Here is a 24,287-nt window from a genome sequence, read left to right as displayed (position 1 = left end):
AATCCGACGATCCAATCGAGCAGCCGTGGCTGAGCGACGATGAACGTGCCCGGCTGAGCAAGCCCGTCGACCAGCGAGCCGTCGTGTTCACCCTGGCCTTCACCGGCCTCGTGACGGCGTTCATGATGACGCTGCTGGTGCCGTTGGTGCCCTCGCTCCCCGAGATCCTCGACGTCTCGGCGGAGGACTCGCAGTGGGCCGTCACCGTGACCCTCCTCGCCGCCGCCGTCGCCACCCCCATCTTCGGGCGCCTCGGCGACCTCTACGGCAAGCGGCGGATGGTGCTCGTGCTGCTCGCCCTCGTGGTGCTCGGCTCCGTCATCGCCGGGTTCGCCACGACCCTCGTGCCCCTTGTCATCGGTCGCGGGTTGCAGGGTGCCGGCATCGGCGTCATCCCCCTCGGCATCAGCATCCTGCGCGACGTGCTGCACCGCGATCGCATCGGCTCCGCCGTGGCCCTCGTGAGCGCGACGCTCGGCATCGGCGGTGCCGTCGGCCTGCCGCTCGCCGCGGTGATCTCGCAGTTCCTCGACTGGCACTTCCTGTTCGTGGTGTCGGGTGTGCTCGCCGTCGCCGGCCTCGTGCTGGTGTGGCGGTTCATCCCGGTCAGCACCCTGCGGGCGGAGGGCCGATTCGACGTGGTGGGCGCGATCGGGCTCGCCGTCGCCCTCACGGCCCTGCTCCTCGGCATCTCGAAGGGCAACGGATGGGGATGGGTCAGCCTCCCGACGCTCGCGTGCCTGCTCGGCGGGGTCGCGGTGCTCGCGGTCTGGACCTGGTACGAATTGCGCTCGACCAGCCCGCTCATCGACATCAGGGTCGCCACCCGGCGCACCGTGCTGCTCACCAACGCCGCGTCGGTGACCGTGGGCTTCGCCTTCTTCGCCAGCACCGTCGTGCTGCCGCAGCTGCTCGAGGCGTCGCCCGGCACCGGCGTCGGTCTCGGACAGAGCATGTTCGTGGCGAGCCTCTGCCTCATTCCGAGCGGCCTGGTGATGTGGGCGGTGTCGCCGCTCGCGGCGCGGCTCATCAGGGCGAGGGGCGCGCGGCTCAGCTTCCTGTTCGGGCTCGCCGTCATCGCCGTGGGGTACCTGCTCGCCGTCTTCCTCATGACCGAGATCTGGCACACGGTGCTCATCGCCACCGTCGTGGGGCTCGGCGTCGGGTTCGCCTACTCGGCGATGCCGGCGCTCATCATGGGCGCCGTGCCGCCCACCGAGACCGCCGCGTCGAACGGCCTCAACTCGGTGATGCGTTCGCTCGGCTCCACCGTCGCGAGTGCCGTGTTCGGCGTGGTGCTGGCCACGCAGACCGTCACGGTCGGTGACGTCACCACCCCGAGCGCGTGGGGCTTCCAGCTGTCGTTCATCGTGTCGCTCGCCGCGGCGGTGATCGGTGTCGTGCTGGTGGCTCTCATCCCGCGGCGGCACTCCGCGTACGGCAGGGCAAGCCTTCCCGACGAGGTCTGAGGCAGCGGATGCGCGCCCCGCGTCTCGAGGGGCTCGCCGAAGGTCTGCGGTGAGCCGCGGGCGGCGGCGTCAGCGTGCGGCGATGCTCCAGGACGCGGTCGTCGACTCACCCGGCTGCAGCACGACGAGGTCGGTGCCGGAATTGAAGGCGTCGGGCGGGCAGGTCATCGGCTCGACGGCGAGACCCGACCGTGCCGAGTCGTCGGCCGTGTGCACCTGAACCCAGGCGCACTCCGCACCGAAGCTCATCGCGACGCCCGTGCCCTCGGGCGAGGTCACGGTGACCGTGGCCAGGCCCGTCTCGGCGGAGCGCGTGAGCGCCGTGAAGGCGTGGTCGACGAAGGTGTCCCCGATGGCCCGTGCCGCGCGGAAGTCGAACACCCCTCCGCCTTCGCCGGCCACGTCTGCGAGGCCGATCGGGATGAGTCGCTCCGGCGTGACCGTGAGCACCTCGGCAGCGGGAAGCTCGAGGGTCCAGTCGTCGACGACGCCGGGACCCGCCACGAGGTACGGGTGCGGGCCCGTGCCGAACGGGGCGGGGCCCCGCCCCGAGTTCTGGGCGGTCACGCTCTGGTGCAGGCCCTCGTCGTCGAGCCGGTAGCTCACCTCGAGCTCGAGGCGGTGCGGGTAGCCGCTCTGCGGCTGCACCGTGGCGGTGAGGGTGACGGCGTCGACCGCGCGATCGGTCACCGCGAAGTCGAGCCAGGCCGCGAGACCGTGCAGGGCGTTGCCGCGCTCGGGCTCGGTGAGGGCGAGCTGCTGCGTCTGGCCGGCGAAGGCGTAGCGACCGTCGATCACGCGGTTGGGCCACGGTGCGAGCGTCGCGCCGCGGTAGGCCGGTCGCTGCTCGTCGACCTCGAACGGCACGACGAGGTCGCGACCGTCGTGCTGCAGCACGCGCAGCGTGGCGCCGATCGAGGCGATCGAGGCGCGGTAGGCGCCGCTCTCGAGGTCGATGCGTGCTCCGGAGAGGGGCCTGGCTGAAGACACGAGCGTGCTCCTTCGTCGAGGTCGTGGACACCCCGGAGGGCGACCACCAGGCTACCGGGTGGGCGGGGCCCCGTTTCGGCGCACGCCAGGGAAAAGCGGGCAACGACGGGATGCTCGCGGTAATCTTCGAGTCACCTGCGATCACCCAGTGAGAAGGAGACGTCCGAACATGACCGACCAGAATCAGCCCCCGGTCCCGCCGCAGCAGCCGACCCCGCCGTCCGCTCCCGCTGCCCCCCAGTACCAGGCGGCGCCGCAGTACAACGCCGCTCCGCCCGTGGGTCAGCCCGGTGGCTATGGCAACCAGCCCAACTCGACCGCGGGCAAGGGTCTCGGCATCGCCGGCCTCATCGCGGGCATCGCGGGTTTCTTCATCCTCCCGATCGTCGCTCCCATCGCGGGGCTCATCATGAGCATCATCGGGCGCAACCAGTCACGGGCTGCCGGCGTGCCGAACGGGCCCGCGAAGGCCGGAATCATCGTCTCGATCATCAGCCTGGTGCTCGGCATCATCATCACGATCGTCGTCATCGTCATCGTGGTGGCCGCGGCGGGCAGCATCGCCGAGGCCTGCGCCGAGCTCGGCCCGGGCACCCACTACATCGACGGCATCACCTACACCTGCAGCTGAGCCCCCGGCCCACCTGCTCACACGACGCGAGCGTCACCCGGCGGCGGGGGCACTCGCGTCGTCGTCGTCCGGGGGGCGGATGCGCGCACGTCATACTCAGGCGGGTCGGCTCGGCACGCCCTAGAGTTGGAACGACGCTCCACGACTCAGACCGCTCCCAGGAAGACGCACCCATGCCCGCACGCATCTACGACGACGTCACCGCGATCGTCGGCCGCACCCCGCTCGTCCGCATCAACCGCCTCACGGAGGGCATCGACGCCACCGTGCTCGGCAAGCTCGAGTTCTACAATCCCGCGAACAGCGTGAAAGACCGCATCGGTGTCGCCATCATCGATGCGGCCGAGGAGGCGGGCGCGCTGAAGCCGGGCGGCACCATCGTCGAGGGTACGAGCGGCAACACGGGTATCGCGCTGGCCATGGTGGGCGCCGCCCGCGGGTACAAGGTCATCCTCACCATGCCCGAGACCGCGTCGGCCGAGCGCCGGGTCGTCATGCGCGCCTACGGCGCCGAGCTCGTGCTCACCCCGGGGCCCGAGGGCATCAAGGGCGCCCTCGCGAAGGCGCAGGAGATCGTCGACTCCACCGAGAACGCCATCCTCGCCCGGCAGTTCGAGAACGAGGCCAACCCGGCCGTGCACCGCGCCACCACCGCCGAGGAGATCTGGGCCGACACCGACGGCGCCGTCGACATCTTCGTGGCCGGCATCGGCACGGGAGGCACCATCACCGGTGTCGGCCAGGTGCTGAAGGAGCGCAAGCCCGAGGTGCAGGTCGTCGGGGTCGAGCCGCTCGACTCGCCGCTGCTCACGCAGGGGGTCGCGGGGCCGCACAAGATCCAGGGCATCGGCGCGAACATCGTCCCGCCCATCCTCGACCGCGAGGTGTACGACGAGATCGTCGACGTCACCCTCGACGACGCGCTCGACGTGGCGCGCAAGCTCGCGAGCGAGGAGGGCATCATGGCGGGCATCTCCTCCGGCGCCATCCTCTGGGCGGCACTCGAGGTCGCCAAGCGCCCCGAGAACGCCGGCAAGACCGTCGTCGCCATCGTCTGCGACCTCGGCGAGCGGTACATCTCGACGCCGCTCTGGGCCGGTCTCGCCGACTGAGCGGGGAGTCTTCGTGAGCGTCGCGCGACGTCTTCTCGCCCGGGTGCGTGAAGACGTCGCCGCCGCGCGCTCGCACGACCCGGCGGCGCGCAGTGCGATCGAGGTCGTGCTGTCGTACCCGGGGGTGCACGCGGTGTGGGCCTACCGGGTGGCGCACCGCTGGTGGCGGGCGCCCGGTCTCCGGCTTCCCGCCCGGTTGCTGTCGCAGTTCGCGCGGTTCCTCACCGGCGTGGAGATCCATCCTGGGGCCCGCATCGGGCGCCGGCTGTTCATCGACCACGGCATGGGCGTCGTCATCGGCGAGACCGCCGTGCTCGGCGACGACGTGATGCTCTACCACGGGGTGACGCTCGGCGGTCGCAGCATGCGCCGGGTGAAGCGGCACCCCACGCTGGGCGACCGGGTCACCGTGGGAGCGGGGGCGACCATCCTCGGCCCGGTCGAGATCGGGTCGGACTCGAGCGTCGGCGCGGGAGCGGTGGTCGTGAAGTCGGCACCCGCCGGCTCGGTGCTCATCGGCATCCCCGCGCGGGATGTGCGGGCCTCGGCCGGCATCGACGCCGCGGAGTCGCGCGAGTCGCTCACCGACCCCGCCGTGTACCTCGACCCCGCCATCTACATCTAGGGCGCCTCGCCCGGCCGGCGCTCCGTGCACCCGGGCACTCAGGCGTCGCGCAACCAGAAGCCCGGGGAGGCGGCGAGGATGAGGGCGGCCCCGCGATCGACGTCGAGCGGGTCGTGGCGGAGCCAACGCTCGATGGCGCCGACCGTGCCCGAGGAAGCGTAGGCGGCCGTGATCTCGAGCGCCATCTGGTCGTCGGGCGCGATCGCCTCGGGAAGGACGCTCGGATAGCTGAGAGCGTGCTCGACCAGGGCGTCGAAGATGATGTTCTCGAGCTGCGTGCGGAGCTCGGGCACGAGGCCGGCCGTCATCGCGTTGCGGTACACCCGGGCGTGCGTACGCAGGTGCACGAGAAGGGTGCGTTCCGAGTGCCGCATGAGAGCCTCGCCGTCGAGCCGCTCGCCCGGGGCGAGCCGCGCGGCGTGCTCGTCGCGCACGGCTTCGATGGCGGTGGTGAGCTCCTCCCCGAGCGCCTCGGCGAGAAGGGTCGTCGGTGAGGTGGCGTGGCGGTAGAAGGTGTCGCGGGTGACGCCGGCGGCGCGGCAGAGCTCGGCGACGGCGATATCGCCGACGGGGTGCTCGGCGGCGAGCTCGTAGACCGCCCGTCGCAGCTGCCGCTGCGTGCGTTCGTACCGCGGATCCATCCGCTCAGGGTAGATCACCGGTCGTCGGAAGCCGAGCATCCGCTCTGGTTATCTGACATGTGTCAGATAAAGGCGTAGAGTCGGAAAGGATGCGGCGCCAGAGCGGGCGACGCGGAAAGGCAGTCATGGCTCGATTCGATTCCACGGTCGCGGTCGTCACCGGAGGCGTCTCCGGCATCGGCGCCGCCATCACCCGGCGCCTCGTCGACGAGGGTGCGAAGGTGTTCGTCGCCGACATCAACCACGAGGCCATCGATGCCGCCCCCGTCACCTTCGGTGAGAACGTCGCGGGGCTGCGCACTGACATCACCGACGAGTCGGCGATGGAGGCTCTCTTCGCGGCAGCGGTCGAGCGCTTCGGCACGGTCGACGCCGTATTCAACGTGGCAGGCGGCTCGCGGCCCGGGCGCGTCGTCGACATGGATCTCGCCACCTGGGACTTCAACATCCGGCTCAACCTCTACGGGGCGTTCCTCGGCACGAAGCTCGGGGCGAAGCAGTTCCTCGCCGAGGGCAAGACCGGGTCGATCGTGAACGTCGCCTCGCTCAACTCGCAGGTGCCCATGCACTTCGGCTCGGGTTACGCGACCGCGAAGGCCGGCGTCGTCATCTTCAGCCGCAACGCGGCGCTCGAGCTGGCGGGCGACGGCATCCGGGTGAACGCCGTGTCGCCCGGGCTCGTCTCCACCCCGCTCACGGGCGGGCTCACCGCGATGCCCGGCGTCACCGAGGCGTTCCTCGAGCGCATCCCGCAGGGCCGACCGGCCGAGCCGGAGGAGATCGCCTCGGTCGCCCTCTTCCTCGCCTCCTCCGACGCTGCGTACGTCAACGGCGAGAACATCGTCGTCGACGGCGCCTGGAACACCTCCGGCTATCCGGACCTGCGTCCCTTCCTCGGCTGACCAGGCGGTGAGGGCTCCTCGGCCCCTATGCTGAGAGCACACCCAGCCGACGAGGAGCCCGCACATGGAGAACAACCAGCTCGAGCGCCGCACGATCCTTGCCGGAGCCGCCTGGTCGGCCCCCGTGGTCGCGCTGGCCGTCGCGGCGCCGTGGGCGAGCGCGTCGGGCGAACCCGTGGTTCGCGCGCAGTACTTCGCCGGAGACGCCGTGTCGACCCAGATGGCGACCCAGCTCACCACACCGGCGACGCCGCTGTTCGCCTCGGGCGTGCTGACGCTCTACGTGCAGGCCGGGGCCGACGGCCTCGACGCCGAGCTCACCTTCGCCGTGACGCGCACCGACTCCGACCCGGGTGCGGCACCGCGCCTGCTCCTCAGCGGGTTCACGGCCGTGGGGCGGGGTCCGCTCCCCACATTCTTCATGAACCTCCCCGACGGCTCGGGCGCGCTGGTCAGCCGGGCGAATCTGGTCGCCGATCCCGGCGAGCTCGTGCAGGTCGAGTTCGGCTACTCGTACGAGGCCACCGACGCCGCCTCGTTCGCCGCGCTGCCCACCTGGCAGATCGCCTCGACCGTGCCCTTCCTCGCCGACGTCACCACGCCCATCACCGCCACCACCCCGCTCACCCCGGGATTCGCGATCGCTTGACGCACCTGCCGCCCGACGACGATCGTCACCGGTCGCCGGTGTGGCCCGCTGCGGTGAGCGGTGAGGCAGGGACGGTGGAGGTGGAGCGGTCGGCGAGGCGGAGCGCTGTGGAACGGGTGGCTCGGGTGACCGCGGAGACGAGGCCGCGCCTCTCGCGGGCAGTGGCGCGAGGGCCGTCGGGGGAGTGGCCGTCGGGGGAGTCGAGAAGAGCGAGGGTGAGTTCCGCGCCGAACTGGTCGCCCGCTCCGACGAGGGCGTCGGCGGCGAGCTTCCCCACGTCGTAGGCGGCCACGTCGGTGCGCTCCCGGCCCTGATAGACGGATGCGCCTGCGGCTCCCCGGGTGACGATCACCGCGGTCGCGGGGTGGGCCGCCGCCCACGCGGAGGCCGCGGCGTGGGCCCCGCCCGGAAGGTCTTCGTCGCTCAGCACCGCGACGTCGAACAGCGGCAGAAGGTCGGGGGCCTCCACGAACCCTCGCTCGTGAACCGCCCGGCCGCCGTGCGCATCCGTCGTGGGGTCGAGTTCGCGCAGGTACCCCTGCAGCAGCACGAGACGGAGGGCGTTGTCGGGGAGCGCCGCGGTGTAGGCGGCGACGATCGAGGGCTGGGGGTCGGGCAGCAGCGGGGTGAACAGCAGGGCCCGAGCGCGCTCGAGCGCCCGCACCACGGAGGGCCCCGGAAGCCCGAGAGCGGCGGCGTCGGCCTCGCGCACCGACTGGGTGCGGCGGCTGCCGGTGAGGTCGTTCACGTAGACCAGAGTGCCGGTGTGACTTTCGGGTTCGAGCATCCGGAGCCCGGCGCCGAGGGCTGAGAAGTCGGGCCCGTGCGGGGCGGCGACCATGGGCGCGACCCCGCCGTCGAGCAGCACCGGGGCCATGAACACGGCCGGCGAGCCCGGCATGCGCCTGGTGCCGGAGGCCGTGACGATCTCGTCGACGCAGACGTGTCCTGCGATCACCACGCTCTCGTCTGCAGCCACCCCACGAGCCTAGGGCGTGTCTCTCGACCCGGGCACGTCCTTGCCGCCCCCCAGGGGCGGGAGACACGCCCTAGGCGAACGAACGACTCCCCCCGCTGCGAGCAGCCGGGGGGAGTCGTTCGTGGGAGTGACGTGGGTCACATGGCGGGCATCAGCACCGAGTCGATGAGGTACACGGTGGCGTTGGCGGTCTTGACGCCACCGCAGATGACGTTGGTCGAGCCGTTCACGGTGAGCGCGTCGCCCGAGCCGGCCACGGTGACCTCGCCGCCCTCGACGGTCTTGTGGGTGCCGACGATCTCAGAGGGCGAGAGCTGACCGGGGATGACGTGGTAGGTCAGCACCTTGGTGAGCGTCGCTGCTCCCTCGGGGGTCTTCAGCGAGTCGACGGTCGCCGCGTCGAGCTTGGCGAAGGCGTCGTCGACCGGCGCGAAGACGGTGAACTCGCCGCCGTTCAGGGTGTCGACGAGGTTGACGTCGGGGTTCAGCTGGCCGGAGACCGCAGCGGTGAGGGTCTTCAGCAGCGGGTTGTTCGAGGCGGCCACGGCCACCGGGTCGGCCGACATGCCCTCGACCGAGCCTGCGCCGTCGGGAACCTGCTCGGCGTAGGCCGCGCAACCGGGGCCGACGAGGTCTGCTGCCGGGTCCATCGCCTCGGCGGTGGGGCTCGCCATGGGGGTCTCCATGGGGCTCGAGGTCGCCGAACTCTCCGACGAGCCCGAGGTGGTGGTGTCCGACCCGCCCGAACAGCCGGCGAGGCCGAAGGACGCTGCTGCCGCGATGGCGAGGACGGTGAGTGTGTGACGCTTGGTGATTCGCATGCTGAGGACTCCTTCTGGGGGAGAAGCCGACCGGAGGGAACAGGTGAGTGCCGCGGTCGGTTTCCGTTGCTTTGGAGGGGTTTCGGCGTGCTCGTGCGATCGGTTTGGAAATTCTTTCCGCATCCCGATCGCGCAATCCGTTCCTGCGGCCCGCACCGAACCCCTCCCTGACAAACGCCCGAACCGACTAGCGAGAAAGAGCAGGCCTGTCATGCTGGAACTCGTGGAGTGGGATCGAGAGCCTGTTGTAGCCGACCCGCCGAGTCTGGAGTCGCTGCTCGGCCGGGTCGCCGTGGGCGACCAGCAGGCCTTCTCCGAGCTCTACGACCGCACCGCCCCGCGGGTGCTGGGCCTCGTGCAGCGCGTGCTCGTCGATCACGCCCAGTCGGAAGAGGTCACGCAGGAGATCTTCCTCGAGGTCTGGAAGTCGGCGGCACGCTTCGAACAGGCCAAGGGCAGCGCTGTGTCATGGATGCTGACGATGGCTCACCGCAGGGCCGTCGACCGGGTGCGAGCCTCCCAGTCCGGTCACGACCGCGACGAGCGCATCGGTCTCCGCGACCGCGAGCCCGACTACGACCAGGTGAGCGAGACCGTCGAGATCCGCATCGAGCACGAGCGGGTGAAGCGGGCGATGGCTCATCTCACCGCCTTCCAGCGCGAGGCCATCTCGCTTGCCTACTACGGTGGCTTCACGCACACGGAGATCTCGGGCATGCTGGCGATACCGCTCGGCACGGTCAAGACGAGACTCCGCGACGGCATGATCAGACTTCGAGACGAGTTGGGGGTGACCACGTGACAGGAACTCGGGACGACGATGACGCCCGCCTGCTGAGCGGCGCCTACTCGCTCGACGCTCTGAGCAGAGCCGAGGCCGACGCGTTCGACAGCGAGGCGACGGGCTCGCCCGCGCTGCGCGACGAAGCGGATGCCTTGCGCGAGACCTCCGCACTGCTCGGGCTCGCCGTCGCGCCGGTGCAGCCGTCGCCGCGTCTGAAGCTCGACCTCATGGCCAAGATCGCCGAGACGCCGCAGGAGTCTCCGGTCACCCCGGGGGCAGCGGATGCTCATGGTGCACCCGCCGTTCAGGATGCTCCACCCGCTTCGGCGTCGAAGCCGGACGAGGATGCGGTGGTCACCGTCGCCGCGCCCACGGAGGTCACGGTCGCCGTGGCCGGGCCGGCGGAGCTGCGCGCCCGCCGACGGTGGTTCACCGGCCCGGTCGGCATCGTCGTGGGCGCTGCCGCCGCCGCGGCCCTGTTCGTGGGTGGTCTCGCCGGCGGAGCGCTGATGAACTCGGGAACCGGCGGCGCTCCCGTCGCCGACTCCTCGGCAACGGCCCTCGCCGAGATCACCGCAGCACCCGACAGCCAGCGCGCGAGCGTGCCGCTCGACGGCGGCGGCGCCGCGACCCTCGTCTGGTCGGGAGAGCTCGGCCGCTCGGCGGTGCTCGTCGACGGACTGGGCGGTCTTCCCGACGGCAAGGTCTACGAGGCCTGGTACATCGCCGCAGACGGCCCGAAACCCGCCGGCACCTTCACCCCGTCGTCTTCGGGGACCACCTGGCACGTTCTCGACGGCGCGATGCACGCGGGAGACTCCGTCGGCGTCACCATCGAACCGGCCGGCGGCTCGGCGACCCCCACCACCGACCCCGTGATCGTGCTCCCCTCCGCCTGACGGCTCGCGGCGGTGCCGCCCGCACGACGCGGCGTCGATCCGCTCGACCCGGTGTCGGAGGTCATGTGTACGCTGTTCACATGACGGATGACGCCACCGCCACCAGCCTCTCCAGCGCCGACTTCCCGCACTGGAAGCGCAACGTCGCGCTCTTCCTGAGCGGCCAGACCATCTCGCTGTTCGGCTCCATGGTGGTGCAGTACGCCGTCATGTGGTGGGTGACCTTCGAGACGCAGTCGGGTCTCGCCATCGCGCTCTACGCGGTGGCGGCCTTCCTGCCGCAGGGCATCGTGTCGATCTTCGGCGGCGTGCTGGCCGATCGCATGAACCGCAAGGTCCTCGTCATGGCGGCCGACGGCACCATCGCCGCGGTCACCCTGGCGCTGGCGTTCTTCATGCTGAACGGCTTCAGCGACCTGTGGATCATCCTGCTCGCCGTCGCCGTGCGCTCCGTCGGTGCCGGAGTGCAGACACCGGCGGTGCAGGCGATGATCCCGCAGATCGCGCCGCCCGACCAGCTCATGCGCGTGAACGGCTTCTTCCAGACCGTGCAGTCGGCGATGGCGCTGCTCGCCCCAGCCGCCGCAGGCGCTGTCTACGGCCTCTTCGGCATCGTGCCGGTGTTCTTCATCGACGTCGTCACCGCGGTTGTCGGCATCGGGTTCCTGGTGTTCGTCTCGGTGCCGACCCTCGCCACGCTCGCCGAGAAGACCACCAGCTACCGCGACGACCTGGTCGAGGGCGCCCGCTACATCTGGAACCACCGCATCGTGAGGTGGCTCCTCGTGGTGTTCGCCGTCGTCTTCCTGCTCACCGTCGCCCCCTCGTTCATCACCCCGCTCATGGTCGCCCGCACCTTCGGCACCGAGGTGTGGATGGTCACGGTGCTCGAGATCGCGTTCAGCGTGGGCATGATCCTCGGTGGCGTGCTGGTGTCGACGGTGCTCGCCAAGCGCAGCCGCATCGGCCTCATCCTCACCGCCACCTTCGGCTTCGCCGTCTGCACCGTCGCGCTCGGTCTCAGCCCGAACCTCTGGGTGTTCTACGCCTTCATGTTCCTGTTCGGGCTCGGGGTGCCGCTGTTCTCGGCCCCCTTCATGACCCTCGTGCAGGAGACGGTCGACCCCGACAAGCACGGCCGGGTGTTCAGCTACGTCGGCATCGTGATGGCGCTGGCCACCCCCATCGGCATGACCGTCTTCGGTCCGCTCGCCGACGTCATCAGCGTGCAGCTCCTGCTCGTGCTCGGCGGTGTCGCCACCGTCGTGGTGATCGTGGTGGCCATCCTCGTGCCCTCGGGCAGGGCCGCAATCGCCGCCGCGAACGCCACGCAGCGCGAAGAGCGCGACGAGGGCGGGCAGCCCGACGAGGGCGGGCAGCGCGACGAGCCCGAGCCCAGCGCTCCAAGCCGCCTCTAGAGCCCCCTCGCGCCCCGCGGGCCGGTGCCATCCGGGGGTGCGCTTTCGACGCCGAGGCGTTTACTGGGGGCATGACCTCCCTCTGGCTCGACGGTCGCACCGCGGCACCCTCCACCCCGTTCGTCGACGGCGCCGTCTACGACGACGTGATCGTGGGCGCAGGCCTCACGGGCCTCACCACGGCTGTCATGCTCGCGCGAGCCGGTCGGCGGGTGGTGGTGCTCGAAGCGCTCGGCATAGGGGCGCTCGCCACCGGCAACACCACGGGCAAGGTGTCTCTCCTGCAGGGCTCGCGCCTCTCGACGATCCGCTCCCACCACTCCCGGCGGCTGCTGCGTGCGTACGTCGAGAGCAACCGCGACGGGCAGGAATGGCTGCTCGGCTTCGCCGACGAGTCCGGGGTGCCGTACGAGCAACGCACCGCCTACAGCTACTCCCAGCACGACGGCGGCGCATCGGCAGTCGACGACGAGTACCGGGCCGCGCGTCAGGCCGGCCTCGACGTGTCGCTGGTGTCGGGCCGCGACCTCGAGACCACCTTCCCCTTCGCCTTCGGTGTCGCTCTCCCCGGCCAGGCCCAGCTCGACGCCATGGACGTGCTCGAGGCCCTCGTGCGCGAGTTCCTCGCCCTCGGCGGTGTGCTCCACACCGGCGCCAGGGTCACCTCCGTGCGGGCGAGCAAGCCGGTGCGGGTGACCACACCTCTCGGAGCCGTCTTCGGTCGCACCGCAGTGCTCGCCACGGCGACGCCGATCCTCGACCGCGGTCTCTACTTCGCCAAGACGACGGGTCTGCGGTCGTACGCGCTGGCCTTCGAGCTTCCGGATGCGCGGCCCGCCGACCTGGTCGACGGCATGTTCCTGTCGGTCGGGGACTCAGCCGAATCCGGTTCCCGCTCGTTGCGCACGGCGACCCGGGCAACTGACGGTCAGGAACTGCTCGTGGTGGGTGGCAACGGGCACACGGTCGGCCGACCCGGCGCGAAGTCGGAGGCCGAGCGGCTCGACCAGCTGCGGGCCTGGACGGGGCTGTTCTTCCCCGGTGCCGTCGAGACCAACGCCTGGTCGGCGCAGGACTACGAGTCGCACAACCTCATCCCGTTCGTCGGCGCACTGCCGCGTGGTCGCGGCCGCGTCTACCTCGCCACGGGCTACGCCAAGTGGGGCCTCACCAACGGGGTGGCCGCGGCACTGCGTTTGCGCTCCGAGATCCTCGGCGAACCGCGGCGCGAACGCGCGCACTGGCACCGGGTGCTGGGCACCCGGGTGACGCGGCCCGCCGACCTCGGGAAGGGCGCTGTCGCGGGCGCAGAGGTGGGCGCCGAGGCCGTCGCTGGGTGGTGGCAGGCGGAGACCCGCGTGGTTCCGGTGCCGCGGCCCGCGGAGGGAGCGGGCGTGGTGGCGAGGTCGAAGGGGCGCCCGGTGGGCGTGTCGACGGTCGGCGGCACCACCTGCGCCGTGAGCGCCGTGTGCCCTCACCTCGGCGGCGTGCTGGAGTGGAACGACGCCGAGCGATCATGGGACTGCCCGCTGCACGCCTCGCGCTTCACCGCATCCGGAACCCGCATCGAGGGCCCCGCGCTGAGCGACCTCGAGCAGCTACCCCGCACGCCCGCCGAGCGGAGGGCGGCCCGGCGGACGGCCCGGACTCGCCCCTGATGGGCGCACCCGGTCTAGTCGCGCCGGTCGACCTCGACGGTGGGCTCGGCGAGCCCGCCGACAGGGAGGGCCGGCTCGACGGCCGAGGTGATGACGGCGCGACTGCGCCTCGACCAGTCACGGATGCCGATGAGCACCAGCACGAAGAAGATGCCGTACACGAGGCCGGAGAAGTAGAGCCCTGACGAGATGGCGAGCGGCACACCGACGAGGTCGACCGCGAGCCAGACGAACCAGAACTCGACGAGGCGCCGGGCCTGCGCCACCATGGCGAGCACGGAGCCGACGAAGATCCAGGCGTCGGCGAGAGCCAGCCAGAGCGGCGCACCGGGGTAGAACGACGAACCGGTCGCGTGCAGCAGCAACCCGATCAGCACGGTGCCCACGATCATCGCCATGGCGAGCAGCAGTCGCGTGCGCCACGTCGCCCAGCTCACGGTGATGGTGCCGACGCGCGCCTTGCTGCGCTGCCAGGTGGCCCAGCCCCAGCTCGCGGCCACGATGATGATCACCTGGCGCCCGGCGTTGCCGACGAGGTGCACGTTGAGGCTCGCGATGAGCAGCAGCACCGAGCCGACGATCTGCACGGGCCACGAGACGACAAGGCGCCGCAGCGCGAGCACCACGGTGGCCAGCGCCAGGATGTTGCCGAGGAAGTCGGACCAGTACACCTGGATGCCGAACACGCTGAACTGCTGGTTCAGCCAGTCGAACATCTGCATGCGGCACACACTATCCGCTCGCCGGGTGTCAGCCGTCGCCGTCCGCCCTCGGCGAACCGGGGTGGACGGCGACCCGTGGTCTACTCCTCGTAGCCGAAGTTGTCGTGCAGAACCTCTTCGTCGTCGTCGAACACGGGGTCGACCTTCTCCTCGTCGGTGACCTCGGGGTCGTCGTCGATGTCGTCGATGTCGTCGAGGTCGACGTCTTCGAGCTCCGACTCCGAGAGCGAGAACTCGTCGCTCTCGTCGGGCTCCTCGATGCGGTTCTCCAGATCGGACATGCGTGTTCCTCCGCTCAGGCGGCGGCTCTCCGGCCGCCGCGGTCTCTCCCTCCCCACAGTATGCGGACTGCGCCTCGAGCGGATGCACGCGCACGACCTCTCGAGCGGGCACCGTGTGCCGCGCCGATCGCATCCGAGGGGGCGGATGCGCGCCACCCGCCGGGTGCACCCGTCACCGCGCATCCAGCAGCGCTCGATAGCATGCCGCTATGACTGTCGCGGGCCAGGACTCCCTGATCCGGCGCATCGCGGGCGGGGCCGTGCGCGGCGCTCGCGATGGCGCCGTGCTCAGCTGGAAGGGCATCCCGTTCGCCGCCCCGCCCGTCGGCGAACGCCGCTTCCGCCGCCCGCAGCCGGCCCCGCCGTGGCCGGAACTGCGCGATGCCACCCGCTTCGGGCCGATGGCACCCCAGCGCGTGCTCAAGTCGATGGAGGTCGACCCCTCGGTGCCGATCGAGGAGGACTGCCTGACGGTGAACGTGTGGGCGCCGGAGGGACCTCCGCCCGAGGGGCGCGAGGGCCGCCCGGTGATGGTGTGGATCCATGGCGGCGGCTACTTCCAGGGCTCCACGGCCCAGCGCTACTACGACGGCAGCCGGCTGGCCGAGCGCGGCGACGTCGTCGTGGTGTCGATCAACTACCGCCTGGGCGTTCTCGGCTTCGTCGACTTCACGGGTCTCGGCGGGTCGGCCGCCGCATCCGGCTTCGCTCACGGCTTCGATTCGAATGTCGGCCTCCGCGACCAGATCGCCGGGCTCGAGTGGGTGCGCGAGAACATCGCCGCCTTCGGGGGAGACCCGGGCGACGTCACGCTGTTCGGGGAGTCGGCGGGAGGGGCTTGCGTCATCGCGCTCATGACCTCGCCGCCGGCCGAAGGGCTATTCCATCGGGCCATCGCGCAGAGTGCGCCCGTGACCTCGGTGTACGGGCGCGAGCGCGCCGCGCGGGTGGCTGAGCGGTTCCTCTCGATCGTGGGGATCGAGCCCGGTCAGGCGTGGCGGCTGCGCGACCTCGACCCGTTCGACCTGGTCGACGCGGGGGCCGAGCTCATCCACGAGGTCTCGGCGAGCGTGCCCGGCACCCTCGCGCTCGCGCCGGTGTGGGGAGACGAGGTGCTGCCCGAGGCTCCGCTCACCGCGTTCCGCGAGGGCAGGGCGGCGCGCATCCCGCTCATCATCGGCACCAACCACGATGAGTCGTCGTTCTTCAAGCTGATGCGCTCACCGCTCCTGCCCATCACGCCCGAGGCGGTGGAGCAGATGTTCGCCGAGATCGCGAACGACAACCCCGCGTTCAGCGGTGTGGGGGAGCGGATCACCGGTGCGTACCCCGCCTACCCCAGGCGGCGGGCGCCTGCCGAGGTGTCGCGCGACGCCGGGTTCCGCATGCCGTCCATCTGGCTCGCCGAGGCGCACAGCGCCGTCGCCCCCACCTGGATGTACCGCTTCGACCACGCGACGCCCCTGCTGAAGGTCACCGGCATCGGGGCGACGCATGCCGCCGAGCTCGCCTACGTCTTCCGCTCCTTCGCGCCGCGCGGCAAGGACATCGTGTTCGCGCTCGGCGGCCGCGCCGAGGCGCTCGCGATCTCGGAACGCATGCAGGGCCGCTGGGTCGCCTTCGCCCACGGCCTCGACCCGGATGCGCCCCACGCCCCGAACCCCGACGGCACGGTGGTCTCGTGGCCGCGTTACGACACCGACGACCGGCTGACGCTCATCATCGACCGCGACGACACCGTCGTCGGCGACCCCGACTCCGGTATTCGCGAGGCCTGGGGCCCCGAGGTGCTCGCGTTCCGCTGAGCTCGCCGGGCGTCAGCACTCCACGACGCTGACCGGCACGGTGGCGGCGAGGCCGCCGAGGGCGGTCTCCTTGTAGCGGGAGTCCATGTCGCGGCCGGTCTGGCGCATGGTCTCGATGACCGCGTCGAGGCTCACCCGGTGCGAGCCGTCGCCGCGGAGCGCCATGCGGGCCGCGTTGATCGCCTTGCCCGCCGAGATGGCGTTGCGCTCGATGCACGGAATCTGCACGAGCCCGCCGATGGGGTCGCAGGTGAGCCCGAGCGAGTGCTCCATGGCGATCTCGGCGGCGTTCTCCACCTGACGCGGCGTGCCGCCGAGCACCTCGGCGAGCCCCGCCGCCGCCATCGACGCCGCTGAGCCGACCTCGCCCTGGCAACCCATCTCCGCACCCGAGATGGAGGCGCGCTCCTTGAACAGCGACCCCACGGCCGCTGCCGCGAGCAGGAACCGCACGGTCGCGTCGTCGCGATCGGCCCGCCCCGCCGGGGTGTAGCCGAGGGCGTAGGAGAGCACGGCGGGAATGATGCCGGCCGCCCCGTTGGTGGGCGCGGTGACCACCCGTCCGCCCGAGGCGTTCTCCTCGTTCACGGCGATGGCGACGAGGTTCGCCCAGTCCTCGGCGAACTCGGGAGCCCGGTCGGGGTCTTCCGCCGCCAGCCTCTCGAGCCACCCCTTGGCCCTCCGCGGCACCTGCAGCACCCCCGGCAGCACACCGTCGCGCCCCATTCCGCTTCGCGCGCACTCCTCCATCACCTCGCGCAGGGCGAGCAGCCGTTCCCGCACGGCACCCTCGTCGTCGCCACCGCGCTCCCGTCTCGAAGCGCATCATGGCGGCGCTCACCGACCCCACCGCCTCCGCGCGCTCCACGAGCTCCGCACCCGACGAGAACCCCGCCGCGACCTCGCGCCCCGTGGCGGAGGTTGCCGCGACCTCGCGTTCCGTGGCTGCCTCCTCACCGTCGGCGAATGCGGGCACGAACGCTGCCGTCGACGCGGGTGCCGCCGGCACCTCGTCGCCCGGCACGATTGCCGTCGCGGATGCTCGTGCCGCCGGCACCGCGTCGCCCACCACGAACCCGCCGCCGACGGAGTAGTACCGCCGCTCCAGCACCACCTCACCCCCGACCCGCGCCGCGAAGCACATCCCGTTCGGATGCCTCTCCAGCATCATCCGCGGCCAGAGCTCGATGTCGTCCTCGCGCATCCGCACCGCCCTCCCGCCGTCCGCGTCCGCGGCCCGAGCTCGGGCCGCATCCGGCGCACTCTGCGCCGCCGCGGCCGCCGTCGTCACCGGTCGCACCGCCGCATCCGCTGCCGTCTGGGCCGCCGCTCCCTCGCGCAGCTCGCGCCCCACGCGCACCACGCCCTCGTCGCGCAGGCGCTCCTCGGCGGCTTCCTTCTCCTCGGCCGTGATGAGCTCGGGCCGCCACCCCTCGAGCCCGAGTAGCACCGCAGGGAAGGTGCCGTGCCCACGCCCGGTCGCGGCGAGCGAGCCGTAGAGCGTCACCCCCAGGCCACCGATCTCGTCGAGCGACGGCACCATCCCGAGTGCGGCGAGCTCCTCCACGAACAGGCAGGCCGCGCGCATCGGCCCCACCGTGTGCGAACTCGACGGCCCGATTCCGATGCTGAACAACTCGAAGGCGCTGACTGTCATGGGAGCCCTCCCGAATCCCGGCCCTGGGCCGATCGAGGCGCGACCGCACCGTTGCGGTCGCGAGCTCCCCCTCTGTCATGAGTGCCTGAGAGTTTCACCCTCTTGTGGAGGGCTTTCCCCGTCGGCGAGTTCTGTGGAGAACTGCTTTCCAGAGCGGCCGAGCCCGGGCGGTACGGGAACCTGAGAGATTGACGGGGAGAATTGCTCCTTCGGTGCCGGCTGCGCGAGTGGCGCATCCGGCTCTCCCGCCAGGGCATGGGGGCCGAGAGTGTTCAGTTGTGGTCTGCGCCGCCCACTCTACGCCGTTCGGCGCGCCTGCCGCCGGGTCGCGACGGGTCGCGACGGGCCGCCGGGCCTCGGGCTCGTGATAGGACTTGTGCATGATCGCCGAGCAGTTCGTCACGCCGTTCTGGCTCGACCTCGCGGCCACCGGCCTCGGCAGCGTGCAGGGCGCCATGTTCGCCGCCCAGTTCAAAGACCGCCGACTCGACCTGCTGGGTGTGGGCCTCATCGGGATGGTCGCCGGCTTCGGCGGCGGTGTCATCCGCGATCTCCTGCTCAACCAGGTGCCCGCGGCGCTCGAGTCGAACTGGTACATCCCGGTCGCCATCGCCGCGGCCCTCGTCGGCATGCTCCTCGAGCGCCTGTTCAATCGTCTCAACGTCGTCATCACCGTGCTCGACGCCTTGAGCCTCGGCCTCTTCTGCGCCATCGGCACGAGCAAGGCGCTCGCGGTGGGCCTCCCTGTGGTGCCCGCCGTCTTCGTCGGCATCGTCGCGGCGGTCGGCGGCGGCATGCTGCGCGACATCCTGCTGGGCATGCCGATCGGCGTCATGCACGTCGGTTCGCTCTATGCGGTCGCGGCGGGCGCCGGCGCTCTCTTCCTGGTGGCCGCCACCGCATCCGGTTCCGACATCACCGTGGCCGGGGTCGGCTGTGTCATCGTCACCACCCTCATCCGTCTGCTCGCCGTGCGATTCGGCTGGAGCCTGCCCGAGCAGCGCACCCTCAGCACCTTGCGGCGACTGCGCCGTCAGCGCTCCGGGCGCACCGGCCCTACCGAGATCTGAACGTTCGGCGGCCGCCGGTCGTTGACAGAGGGTGAGGCCGATGGTCGCCCTCGGATGCGCACCGGGCCGGTGCAGCACGTGCTGACCCGGCTCACAGAGAGGGCATCGGATGCTCATAGCGGGCTCAAGAAATCCGTCTCTACCGTCGTATCCATCGCCATCGCCGATGTGACCGCCTACCGCCACCACTGACAGGACAGCAGATGACCCCCCGACAGAAGAACCTCGCACTCGCCGCCATGACCGGCCTGTCGATCTCCGTCGCCCTCGCCGGCTGCGCCACCGACACCAGCACCTCCGCCGAGGCCGGCACGGCGCCGTCGAGCACCGCCGACGCGCCTTCCACCGCGGCGAGCACGCCGTCGTCGACCCCGTCGACCGGCAGCGACTCGGCGGGCGCCGGCTCCAGCACCTACGCCGACGGCACCTACGAGGCCACCGGCGGGTACACCTCGCCGAACGGGCAGGAGGAGGTCGACGTCTCGGTCACCCTCGAGGGCGACGTCATCACAGCGGTGACCGTCACCCCCGAGGCGACGAACCCGAACTCGGTGAACTACCAGACCCAGTTCGCCGACGGCATCGCCGCGGTCGTGGTGGGCAAGGACATCGACGAGATCGAGGTCTCGCGGGTCGCCGGCTCCAGCCTCACCAGCGGCGGGTTCAACAAGGCCATCGAGACCATCAAGTCGGAGGCGGCGGCCTGACCGGCGCGGGGAGAACGATCATGAACGCGTCGGCATATCCTGACGCCACGAACGCGGTCACCCTCGTCGCCCGGGCGCCTGAGCGCTTCGACTTCGAGGCGATCGGCACCTCGTGGCAGATCGAGACGCCCGCCGGATCGCCTCTCCCCGAGCCGCTCCGACGGGCCGTCGCCGAGCGCATCGAGCGCTTCGACGCGGCATACTCGCGGTTCCGCGCCGGCTCCCTCCTCGCCTCGCTCGCCCGGGCGCCCGGCTCCGTCGAGTTCCCCGAAGACTCGCTCGCGCTGTTCGACCTCTACGACCGGCTCGTCAGGGCCACCTCAGGTGCTGTCGACCCGTTGATCGGTCGATCCCTCGAACTGCTGGGCTACGACGCCGCCTACAGCCTCACCCCGTCGCAGCCCACCCCCCTCGAGCAGCGGGTTCAGGATGAACGGGGCCGCGCATCCTGGTTCACCGACATCGATCGAGACGGCCGGGTCGTGTCGAGCACGCGCCCCGTCGTCATCGACGTGGGGGCTGCGGGCAAGGGGTACCTGGTCGACCTCGTCTCGGCGCTGCTGGTCGAGCACGGCCTGACGGAGTTCGTCGTCGACGCCAGCGGCGACCTGCGACATCAGGGGCCGGCCGACGCGACCCCTGTGCGGATCGGCCTCGAGCATCCGCTGCAGCCCGGAAAGGCGATCGGCGTCGCCACCCTCGCCAACGCCTCGCTGTGCGCCTCGGCGAGCAACCGGCGGGCGTGGGGTGACGGGCACCACCACATCCTCGACGCCCGCACCGGCAGCCCGGCCCGAGAGGTCATCGCGACCTGGGTGGTCGCCGCCGACACGGCGCTCGCCGACGGTCTCGCCACCGCACTTTTCTTCACGGGTGCGCACGAGCTCGCGAAGACATTCCATTTCAGCTATGTACGCATGTACGCCGACGGGCGCGCCGAGCGTTCGCGTGACTTCCCCGGGGAGCTGTTCTCATGAAAGCCCGTCTCGACACCCTCGTCGGTCGCATCACGATGTACAACCTGGTCGTCGTCGTGCTCGCAGCCCTCGCCGTGATCGCGGTGATCGCCTCGGCGTTCGGGCAGCTGTTCTACACGCCCGCGCAGATGGGGCTGTCGCTCGTGGTGCTGCTCGCGGTCACGGTGATCTCGAGCTGGGGCTTGGCGAGGCTGTTCCGCACGCGGGCGCACCTGCCGTCGGCAGCGATCACCGCCCTCCTGCTGTTCTTCGTGTTCATGCCGAGCGACGACCCCGCGACCCTGGGCTCCCTTGCGCTCGCCGCGTTCCTCGCCTCGGCCTCGAAGTTCGTGCTCGCCTGGCGCGGCAAGCACATCTTCAACCCGGTTGCCATCGCCGCCGTCGTCATGACCGTGTCGACGCTCTACGGCGCGGCCTGGTGGGTGGCGACGCCCGTACTGCTGCCCTTCGTGGCCGTCGGCGCCTTCCTCGTGCTCTACCGCACGCGCAAGCTGAGCCTGGGGCTCACCTTCATCGTGCTCGCCACCGTGCTGAACCTCGGCCGCATGATGCTTCTCGGCACGTCTCTCGGCGACGCCCTCTGGCTCGCCGTCGGCTCGTTCCCCGTCATCTTCCTCGCCGGCTTCATGCTGAGCGAGCCGCTCACCCTCCCCCCGCGTCGCTGGCAGCAGCTGGTCGTCGCGGCGATCGTCGCGGTGCTGTTCTCCATCCCGTTCCAGGTGGGCCCCGTGTACTCCTCGCCAGAGCTCGCGCTGGTGCTCGGCAACGTGGTCGCCTTCGCCTTCGGGCAGCGGCGGGGCGTCCGGTTGCGGTACCTGGGCTCGCGTGCACTCACTCCGACGACTGCGGCGTTCGACTTCGCGCCCCTCGGCCCGGTGCGGTTCACGCCCGGCCAGTACCTCGAGCTGGCGCTGCCTCACGCGAAGCCCGACTCCCGCGGCACGCGCCGGGTGTTCAGCCTTGCCTCAGCGCCGGGCGAGGGGGTGTCGGGTTCGCTCGTCAGCGTCGGGCTCAAGCTGCCCCAGCCGTCGAGCTCGTTCAAGAAGGCGCTGGTCGGGCTGGAGCCCGGCACCGTCGTGCGCTCGCCCTGGGTGGGCGGCGACTTCGTGCTGCCCGCCGACGCCTCGGAACCGCTGATCCTCGCCGCTGGCGGCATCGGCATCACGCCCTTCGTGTCGCAGCTCGCCGATCGCACGCAGGGCGGGTCGCGGCCCGCCGACGTCGTGCTCGTGTACTCCGTCTCGGCGCCCGACGAACTCGCGTACCTGCCCGAGCTCGAGGCGAGCGGCATCCGGGTACTGGTGACAGCGCCCACGCAACCCGAGCGGATGCCGTTCGGCTGGGAGTACCTCGGTGCGGGCCGCGTGACGGCCTCTGTGTTGCGGGAGGCGATCGGCGACATCGCCGGGCGGCGCGGCTACGTCTCGGGGCCGCCCGGATACGTCGACCACGTGTCGGCCGAGTTGCGCAAGGCGGGCGCGAAGCGCGTTCACACCGATCAGTTCGCGGGGTACTGAGCCCGCTCGACCGCTACCTGCGCGACCGCTACCTAATCGTGGCGTAGGCCTCGAGGGCGGCCTTGCGCGACTCCTTCAGGTCGAGCATCGGTTCGGGGTAGTCGTCGGTGCCGAGCTCGGGCAGCCAGCGCTTGAGGTACTCCCCGTGCGGGTCGAACTTCGACGCCTGCAACTCAGGATTGAAGACCCGGAAGTACGGCGCGGCATCCGGCCCCGACCCCGCCACCCACTGCCAGTTCAGCGCGTTGCTTGCCGGGTCGGCGTCGACCAGCGTGTCCCAGAACCACCGCTCGCCCACGCGCCAGTCGACCCTCATGTTCTTCACAAGGAACGACGCCACCACCATCCGCACCCGGTTGTGCATAACCCCGGTTGTCCACAGTTCGCGCATTCCCGCGTCGACCAGCGGGATGCCCGTGCGACCCTGCTGCCACGCCTCCAACTCGGCGGCGTCCGGCTCCTCCCAGGGGAACCGGTCGAATTCTTCGCGCATGTTCTCCGTGCCGAGGGAGGGCAGGTGGTACAGCAGGTGATAGGCGAACTCGCGCCAGACGATCTGACGCAGAAAAGCGGATGCTCCTGCCGCGTCCCGCGGCGCGCGGGCCCGGTGCCGTTCCACCGCGTGCCACACCTCGAACGGGCTGATCTCGCCGAACCGCAGGTGCGGGCTGAGGCTCGAGGTGCCGTCTTCGGCGGGCAGGTCGTGCTCGTCGGGGTAGGCGCCGACACCGCCGCGCACGAAGGCATCGAGGCGCTCGTGGGCACCGGCGGAGCCGGGGGTCCATCGGTCGCGGAGGCCGGCCGCCCAGTCGGGGTGCTTCGGCAGCAGCCCCCACGAGTCGAGCTCGTCACCAGACAGTCGGCGGCGGTGGAGCGTCGTGGGGTCCCCGCCCGTCTCGTCGCCGTGCTCCCGCCCCGGTATGGCGAGCGGATGTCGAGGCGCCGGCAACGACGTCACGGCGCGGTAGAAGGGGGTGAACACCTTGTACCAGCCGCCTTGACCGGTCTGCACCGTCCAGGGTTCGGCGAGCAGGTTCGCCTGAAAGCTCCGCACGTCGAGGCCGCGCTCGTCTTTCAGCGTCGACTTGAGGTCGGTGTCGATCGCGCGCTCCGCCTCGCCGTAGCGGCGGTTCCAGAACACGGCCCCCGCATCCGTCTCGTCGACGACGCCCCGTACCACCTCGCCGGCAGGCCCGCGGCGGAGGGTGAGGCTCAGTCCGAGTTCCCGCAGCTCCTCGGCGAGTGCGCTCAGGCTGCCGTGCAGCCACCAGCGCGAGGCGCCGCCGAGGGGGCGCAGATTCTCGCTCTCGTCGTCGAGCACGTAGAGGCACACGATCGGCCCGCCGTGCTCGACCGCCGCGCGGAGTGCCGGGTTGTCGCGCACGCGCAGGTCGTCGCGAAACCACATCACACTCGTCGACTCGCTCATGCGTTCAGTCAACCCCGTTGCGTCGGCGGCTCCCACCTCCAGACGCCGGCCGGCACCGGTGGTGGCATCCGTGCGCCGGAGCTACTTGCCCGCGACGCCGGTGCGCAGCTTGTCGCAGAGACGGGCGAGTTCGACGAGCTCCTCGGGGGAGAGGTGCCCGCTCATGTGGGCGCTGATCGACTGCGCGTGCTGCACGGCCGCCTGCCGGTACATCGCGACGCCCTGCTCGGTGAGACCGACGAGCGTGCCCCGCCCATCGGTCGGGTCGTCGTTCTTCTCGAGGATCCCGCGTGCGACGAGCCTGTCGACCAAGCGGCTGATCGAGGGCTGGGTGAGCAGCACCTTCTCGCCGAGGTCGCGGATGCGCAGCACCTTGTTCGGCTGGATGAACAGGTTGAACATCACGTCGTACTCGTTGAGCGAGACGATGTCGGTCGGGAACTCGGTGGCGAGTTGCCGCATCACCGTCACCTGGGCCCGGAAGAGCGACTCCCAGGCAGCGACGGGCGATACGTCCGGGGCCATGGTGGTTCCTGTCTGTCGG

24 protein-coding genes, 2 pseudogenes and 1 riboswitch are annotated in these 24,287 nt (G+C 71.0%); of the genes and pseudogenes, 16 read left to right on the top strand and 10 right to left on the bottom strand.

What is annotated here, in order from left to right; translation table 11 throughout:
- Positions 1-83: 83 nt before the first annotated feature.
- The gene (locus ABFY20_RS17870; RefSeq protein WP_368497548.1) at positions 84-1,469 is read left to right on the top strand and encodes an MFS transporter; all 1,386 of its coding nucleotides are present in this window, start codon (positions 84-86) and stop codon (positions 1,467-1,469) included.
- 69 nt (positions 1,470-1,538) lie between these two features.
- On the opposite strand, the gene ABFY20_RS17865 is transcribed toward ABFY20_RS17870, so the two are convergent.
- Entirely contained in the window at positions 1,539-2,459 is a 921-nt protein-coding gene (locus ABFY20_RS17865) for an aldose 1-epimerase family protein (RefSeq protein ID WP_368497547.1), read from the bottom strand.
- 169 nt (positions 2,460-2,628) lie between these two features.
- On the opposite strand from ABFY20_RS17865, the gene ABFY20_RS17860 reads away from it, so the two are divergent.
- From ABFY20_RS17860 to epsC, 3 genes are all read left to right on the top strand, one after another.
- On the top strand, positions 2,629-3,090 hold the full coding sequence (locus tag ABFY20_RS17860; protein WP_368497546.1) for a DUF4190 domain-containing protein: 462 nt from the start codon (positions 2,629-2,631) through the stop codon (positions 3,088-3,090).
- Positions 3,091-3,263: 173 nt separating this feature from the next.
- On the top strand, positions 3,264-4,202 hold the full coding sequence (gene cysK / locus ABFY20_RS17855; protein WP_368497545.1) for a cysteine synthase A: 939 nt from the start codon (positions 3,264-3,266) through the stop codon (positions 4,200-4,202).
- A gap of 13 nt (positions 4,203-4,215) precedes the next feature.
- The gene (epsC, locus tag ABFY20_RS17850) at positions 4,216-4,827 is read left to right on the top strand and encodes a serine O-acetyltransferase EpsC (protein WP_368497544.1); all 612 of its coding nucleotides are present in this window, start codon (positions 4,216-4,218) and stop codon (positions 4,825-4,827) included.
- A 38-nt stretch (positions 4,828-4,865) separates the two neighbouring features.
- On the opposite strand, the gene ABFY20_RS17845 is transcribed toward epsC, so the two are convergent.
- Positions 4,866-5,468, bottom strand: a complete 603-nt coding sequence (locus tag ABFY20_RS17845; RefSeq protein ID WP_368497542.1) for a TetR/AcrR family transcriptional regulator — start codon at positions 5,466-5,468, stop codon at positions 4,866-4,868.
- A 125-nt stretch (positions 5,469-5,593) separates the two neighbouring features.
- Between ABFY20_RS17845 and ABFY20_RS17840 the strand changes: the two genes are divergently transcribed.
- On the top strand, positions 5,594-6,370 hold the full coding sequence (locus ABFY20_RS17840) for an SDR family NAD(P)-dependent oxidoreductase (RefSeq protein WP_368497541.1): 777 nt from the start codon (positions 5,594-5,596) through the stop codon (positions 6,368-6,370).
- Positions 6,371-6,434: 64 nt separating this feature from the next.
- The gene (locus tag ABFY20_RS17835) at positions 6,435-7,019 is read left to right on the top strand and encodes a hypothetical protein (RefSeq protein WP_368497540.1); all 585 of its coding nucleotides are present in this window, start codon (positions 6,435-6,437) and stop codon (positions 7,017-7,019) included.
- Positions 7,020-7,044: 25 nt separating this feature from the next.
- Here ABFY20_RS17835 and ABFY20_RS17830 read toward each other — a convergent pair whose 3' ends face one another.
- Entirely contained in the window at positions 7,045-7,998 is a 954-nt protein-coding gene (locus ABFY20_RS17830; protein ID WP_368497539.1) for a hypothetical protein, read from the bottom strand.
- Positions 7,999-8,135: 137 nt separating this feature from the next.
- On the bottom strand, positions 8,136-8,819 hold the full coding sequence (locus ABFY20_RS17825; RefSeq protein ID WP_368497538.1) for a fasciclin domain-containing protein: 684 nt from the start codon (positions 8,817-8,819) through the stop codon (positions 8,136-8,138).
- A 211-nt stretch (positions 8,820-9,030) separates the two neighbouring features.
- Here ABFY20_RS17825 and ABFY20_RS17820 point away from each other — a divergent pair, with 211 nt between their 5' ends.
- The 4 genes from ABFY20_RS17820 to ABFY20_RS17805 all read left to right on the top strand — a co-directional run bounded on the left by ABFY20_RS17820 (position 9,031) and on the right by ABFY20_RS17805 (position 13,578).
- Positions 9,031-9,621 carry a sigma-70 family RNA polymerase sigma factor gene (locus ABFY20_RS17820; protein ID WP_368497537.1) on the top strand — a complete coding sequence of 197 codons (591 nt, stop codon included), beginning with the start codon at positions 9,031-9,033 and terminating at the stop codon, positions 9,619-9,621.
- Entirely contained in the window at positions 9,618-10,502 is an 885-nt protein-coding gene (locus ABFY20_RS17815) for an anti-sigma factor (RefSeq protein WP_368497536.1), read from the top strand. Before ABFY20_RS17820 ends, ABFY20_RS17815 begins: the two co-directional genes overlap by 4 nt.
- 80 nt (positions 10,503-10,582) lie before the next feature.
- Positions 10,583-11,920, top strand: a complete 1,338-nt coding sequence (locus ABFY20_RS17810) for an MFS transporter (RefSeq protein ID WP_368497535.1) — start codon at positions 10,583-10,585, stop codon at positions 11,918-11,920.
- Between the two features lie 71 nt (positions 11,921-11,991).
- Entirely contained in the window at positions 11,992-13,578 is a 1,587-nt protein-coding gene (locus ABFY20_RS17805; protein WP_368497534.1) for an FAD-dependent oxidoreductase, read from the top strand.
- A gap of 14 nt (positions 13,579-13,592) precedes the next feature.
- Here ABFY20_RS17805 and ABFY20_RS17800 read toward each other — a convergent pair whose 3' ends face one another.
- Together ABFY20_RS17800 and ABFY20_RS17795 are read right to left on the bottom strand one after the other, a co-directional pair.
- The gene (locus ABFY20_RS17800) at positions 13,593-14,300 is read right to left on the bottom strand and encodes a nicotinamide riboside transporter PnuC (protein ID WP_368497533.1); all 708 of its coding nucleotides are present in this window, start codon (positions 14,298-14,300) and stop codon (positions 13,593-13,595) included.
- A gap of 80 nt (positions 14,301-14,380) precedes the next feature.
- Positions 14,381-14,581, bottom strand: coding sequence for a hypothetical protein (locus tag ABFY20_RS17795; protein WP_368497532.1), 201 nt, complete (start codon positions 14,579-14,581; stop codon positions 14,381-14,383).
- A 209-nt stretch (positions 14,582-14,790) separates the two neighbouring features.
- On the opposite strand from ABFY20_RS17795, the gene ABFY20_RS17790 reads away from it, so the two are divergent.
- Positions 14,791-16,386 carry a carboxylesterase/lipase family protein gene (locus ABFY20_RS17790; RefSeq protein WP_368497531.1) on the top strand — a complete coding sequence of 532 codons (1,596 nt, stop codon included), beginning with the start codon at positions 14,791-14,793 and terminating at the stop codon, positions 16,384-16,386.
- Positions 16,387-16,398: 12 nt separating this feature from the next.
- On the opposite strand, the pseudogene ABFY20_RS17785 reads toward ABFY20_RS17790, so the two are convergent.
- Positions 16,399-17,169: pseudogene (locus ABFY20_RS17785) on the bottom strand (L-serine ammonia-lyase); the annotation flags it as partial.
- A gap of 44 nt (positions 17,170-17,213) precedes the next feature.
- On the opposite strand from ABFY20_RS17785, the gene ABFY20_RS17780 reads away from it, so the two are divergent.
- Positions 17,214-17,480, top strand: a complete 267-nt coding sequence (locus ABFY20_RS17780; protein WP_368497530.1) for a hypothetical protein — start codon at positions 17,214-17,216, stop codon at positions 17,478-17,480.
- A 26-nt stretch (positions 17,481-17,506) separates the two neighbouring features.
- Here the strand turns inward: ABFY20_RS17780 and ABFY20_RS17775 are convergent.
- Positions 17,507-18,043 (bottom strand): annotated as a pseudogene (locus ABFY20_RS17775) (serine dehydratase beta chain); the annotation flags it as partial.
- A 62-nt stretch (positions 18,044-18,105) separates the two neighbouring features.
- A riboswitch (glycine riboswitch) is annotated at positions 18,106-18,205 on the bottom strand.
- A 218-nt stretch (positions 18,206-18,423) separates the two neighbouring features.
- On the opposite strand from ABFY20_RS17775, the gene ABFY20_RS17770 reads away from it, so the two are divergent.
- The 4 genes from ABFY20_RS17770 to ABFY20_RS17755 all read left to right on the top strand — a co-directional run bounded on the left by ABFY20_RS17770 (position 18,424) and on the right by ABFY20_RS17755 (position 22,314).
- Positions 18,424-19,113 (top strand): trimeric intracellular cation channel family protein, encoded by a 690-nt coding sequence (locus ABFY20_RS17770; protein WP_368497529.1) that lies wholly within the window; start codon positions 18,424-18,426, stop codon positions 19,111-19,113.
- Positions 19,114-19,316: 203 nt separating this feature from the next.
- On the top strand, positions 19,317-19,820 hold the full coding sequence (locus tag ABFY20_RS17765; RefSeq protein ID WP_368497528.1) for a hypothetical protein: 504 nt from the start codon (positions 19,317-19,319) through the stop codon (positions 19,818-19,820).
- Between the two features lie 20 nt (positions 19,821-19,840).
- Positions 19,841-20,797 (top strand): FAD:protein FMN transferase, encoded by a 957-nt coding sequence (locus ABFY20_RS17760; RefSeq protein ID WP_368497527.1) that lies wholly within the window; start codon positions 19,841-19,843, stop codon positions 20,795-20,797.
- Positions 20,794-22,314, top strand: coding sequence for an FAD-dependent oxidoreductase (locus tag ABFY20_RS17755; protein ID WP_368497526.1), 1,521 nt, complete (start codon positions 20,794-20,796; stop codon positions 22,312-22,314). The genes ABFY20_RS17760 and ABFY20_RS17755 overlap by 4 nt, the downstream gene beginning before the upstream one ends.
- A 28-nt stretch (positions 22,315-22,342) precedes the next feature.
- On the opposite strand, the gene ABFY20_RS17750 is transcribed toward ABFY20_RS17755, so the two are convergent.
- On the bottom strand, positions 22,343-23,743 hold the full coding sequence (locus tag ABFY20_RS17750) for a deoxyribodipyrimidine photo-lyase (RefSeq protein ID WP_368497525.1): 1,401 nt from the start codon (positions 23,741-23,743) through the stop codon (positions 22,343-22,345).
- 81 nt (positions 23,744-23,824) lie between these two features.
- A complete protein-coding gene (locus ABFY20_RS17745; RefSeq protein WP_368497524.1) occupies positions 23,825-24,268 on the bottom strand; it encodes a MarR family winged helix-turn-helix transcriptional regulator in 444 nt (147 codons plus the stop codon).
- Positions 24,269-24,287 lie beyond the last annotated feature (19 nt).

It is taken from the genome of Herbiconiux sp. A18JL235, from assembly GCF_040939305.1.
Taxonomy (GTDB): Bacteria; Actinomycetota; Actinomycetes; order Actinomycetales; family Microbacteriaceae; genus Herbiconiux.
Note: the sequence above shows the minus strand (reverse complement) of the source record. Positions and strands in the feature narration are given on the sequence as shown.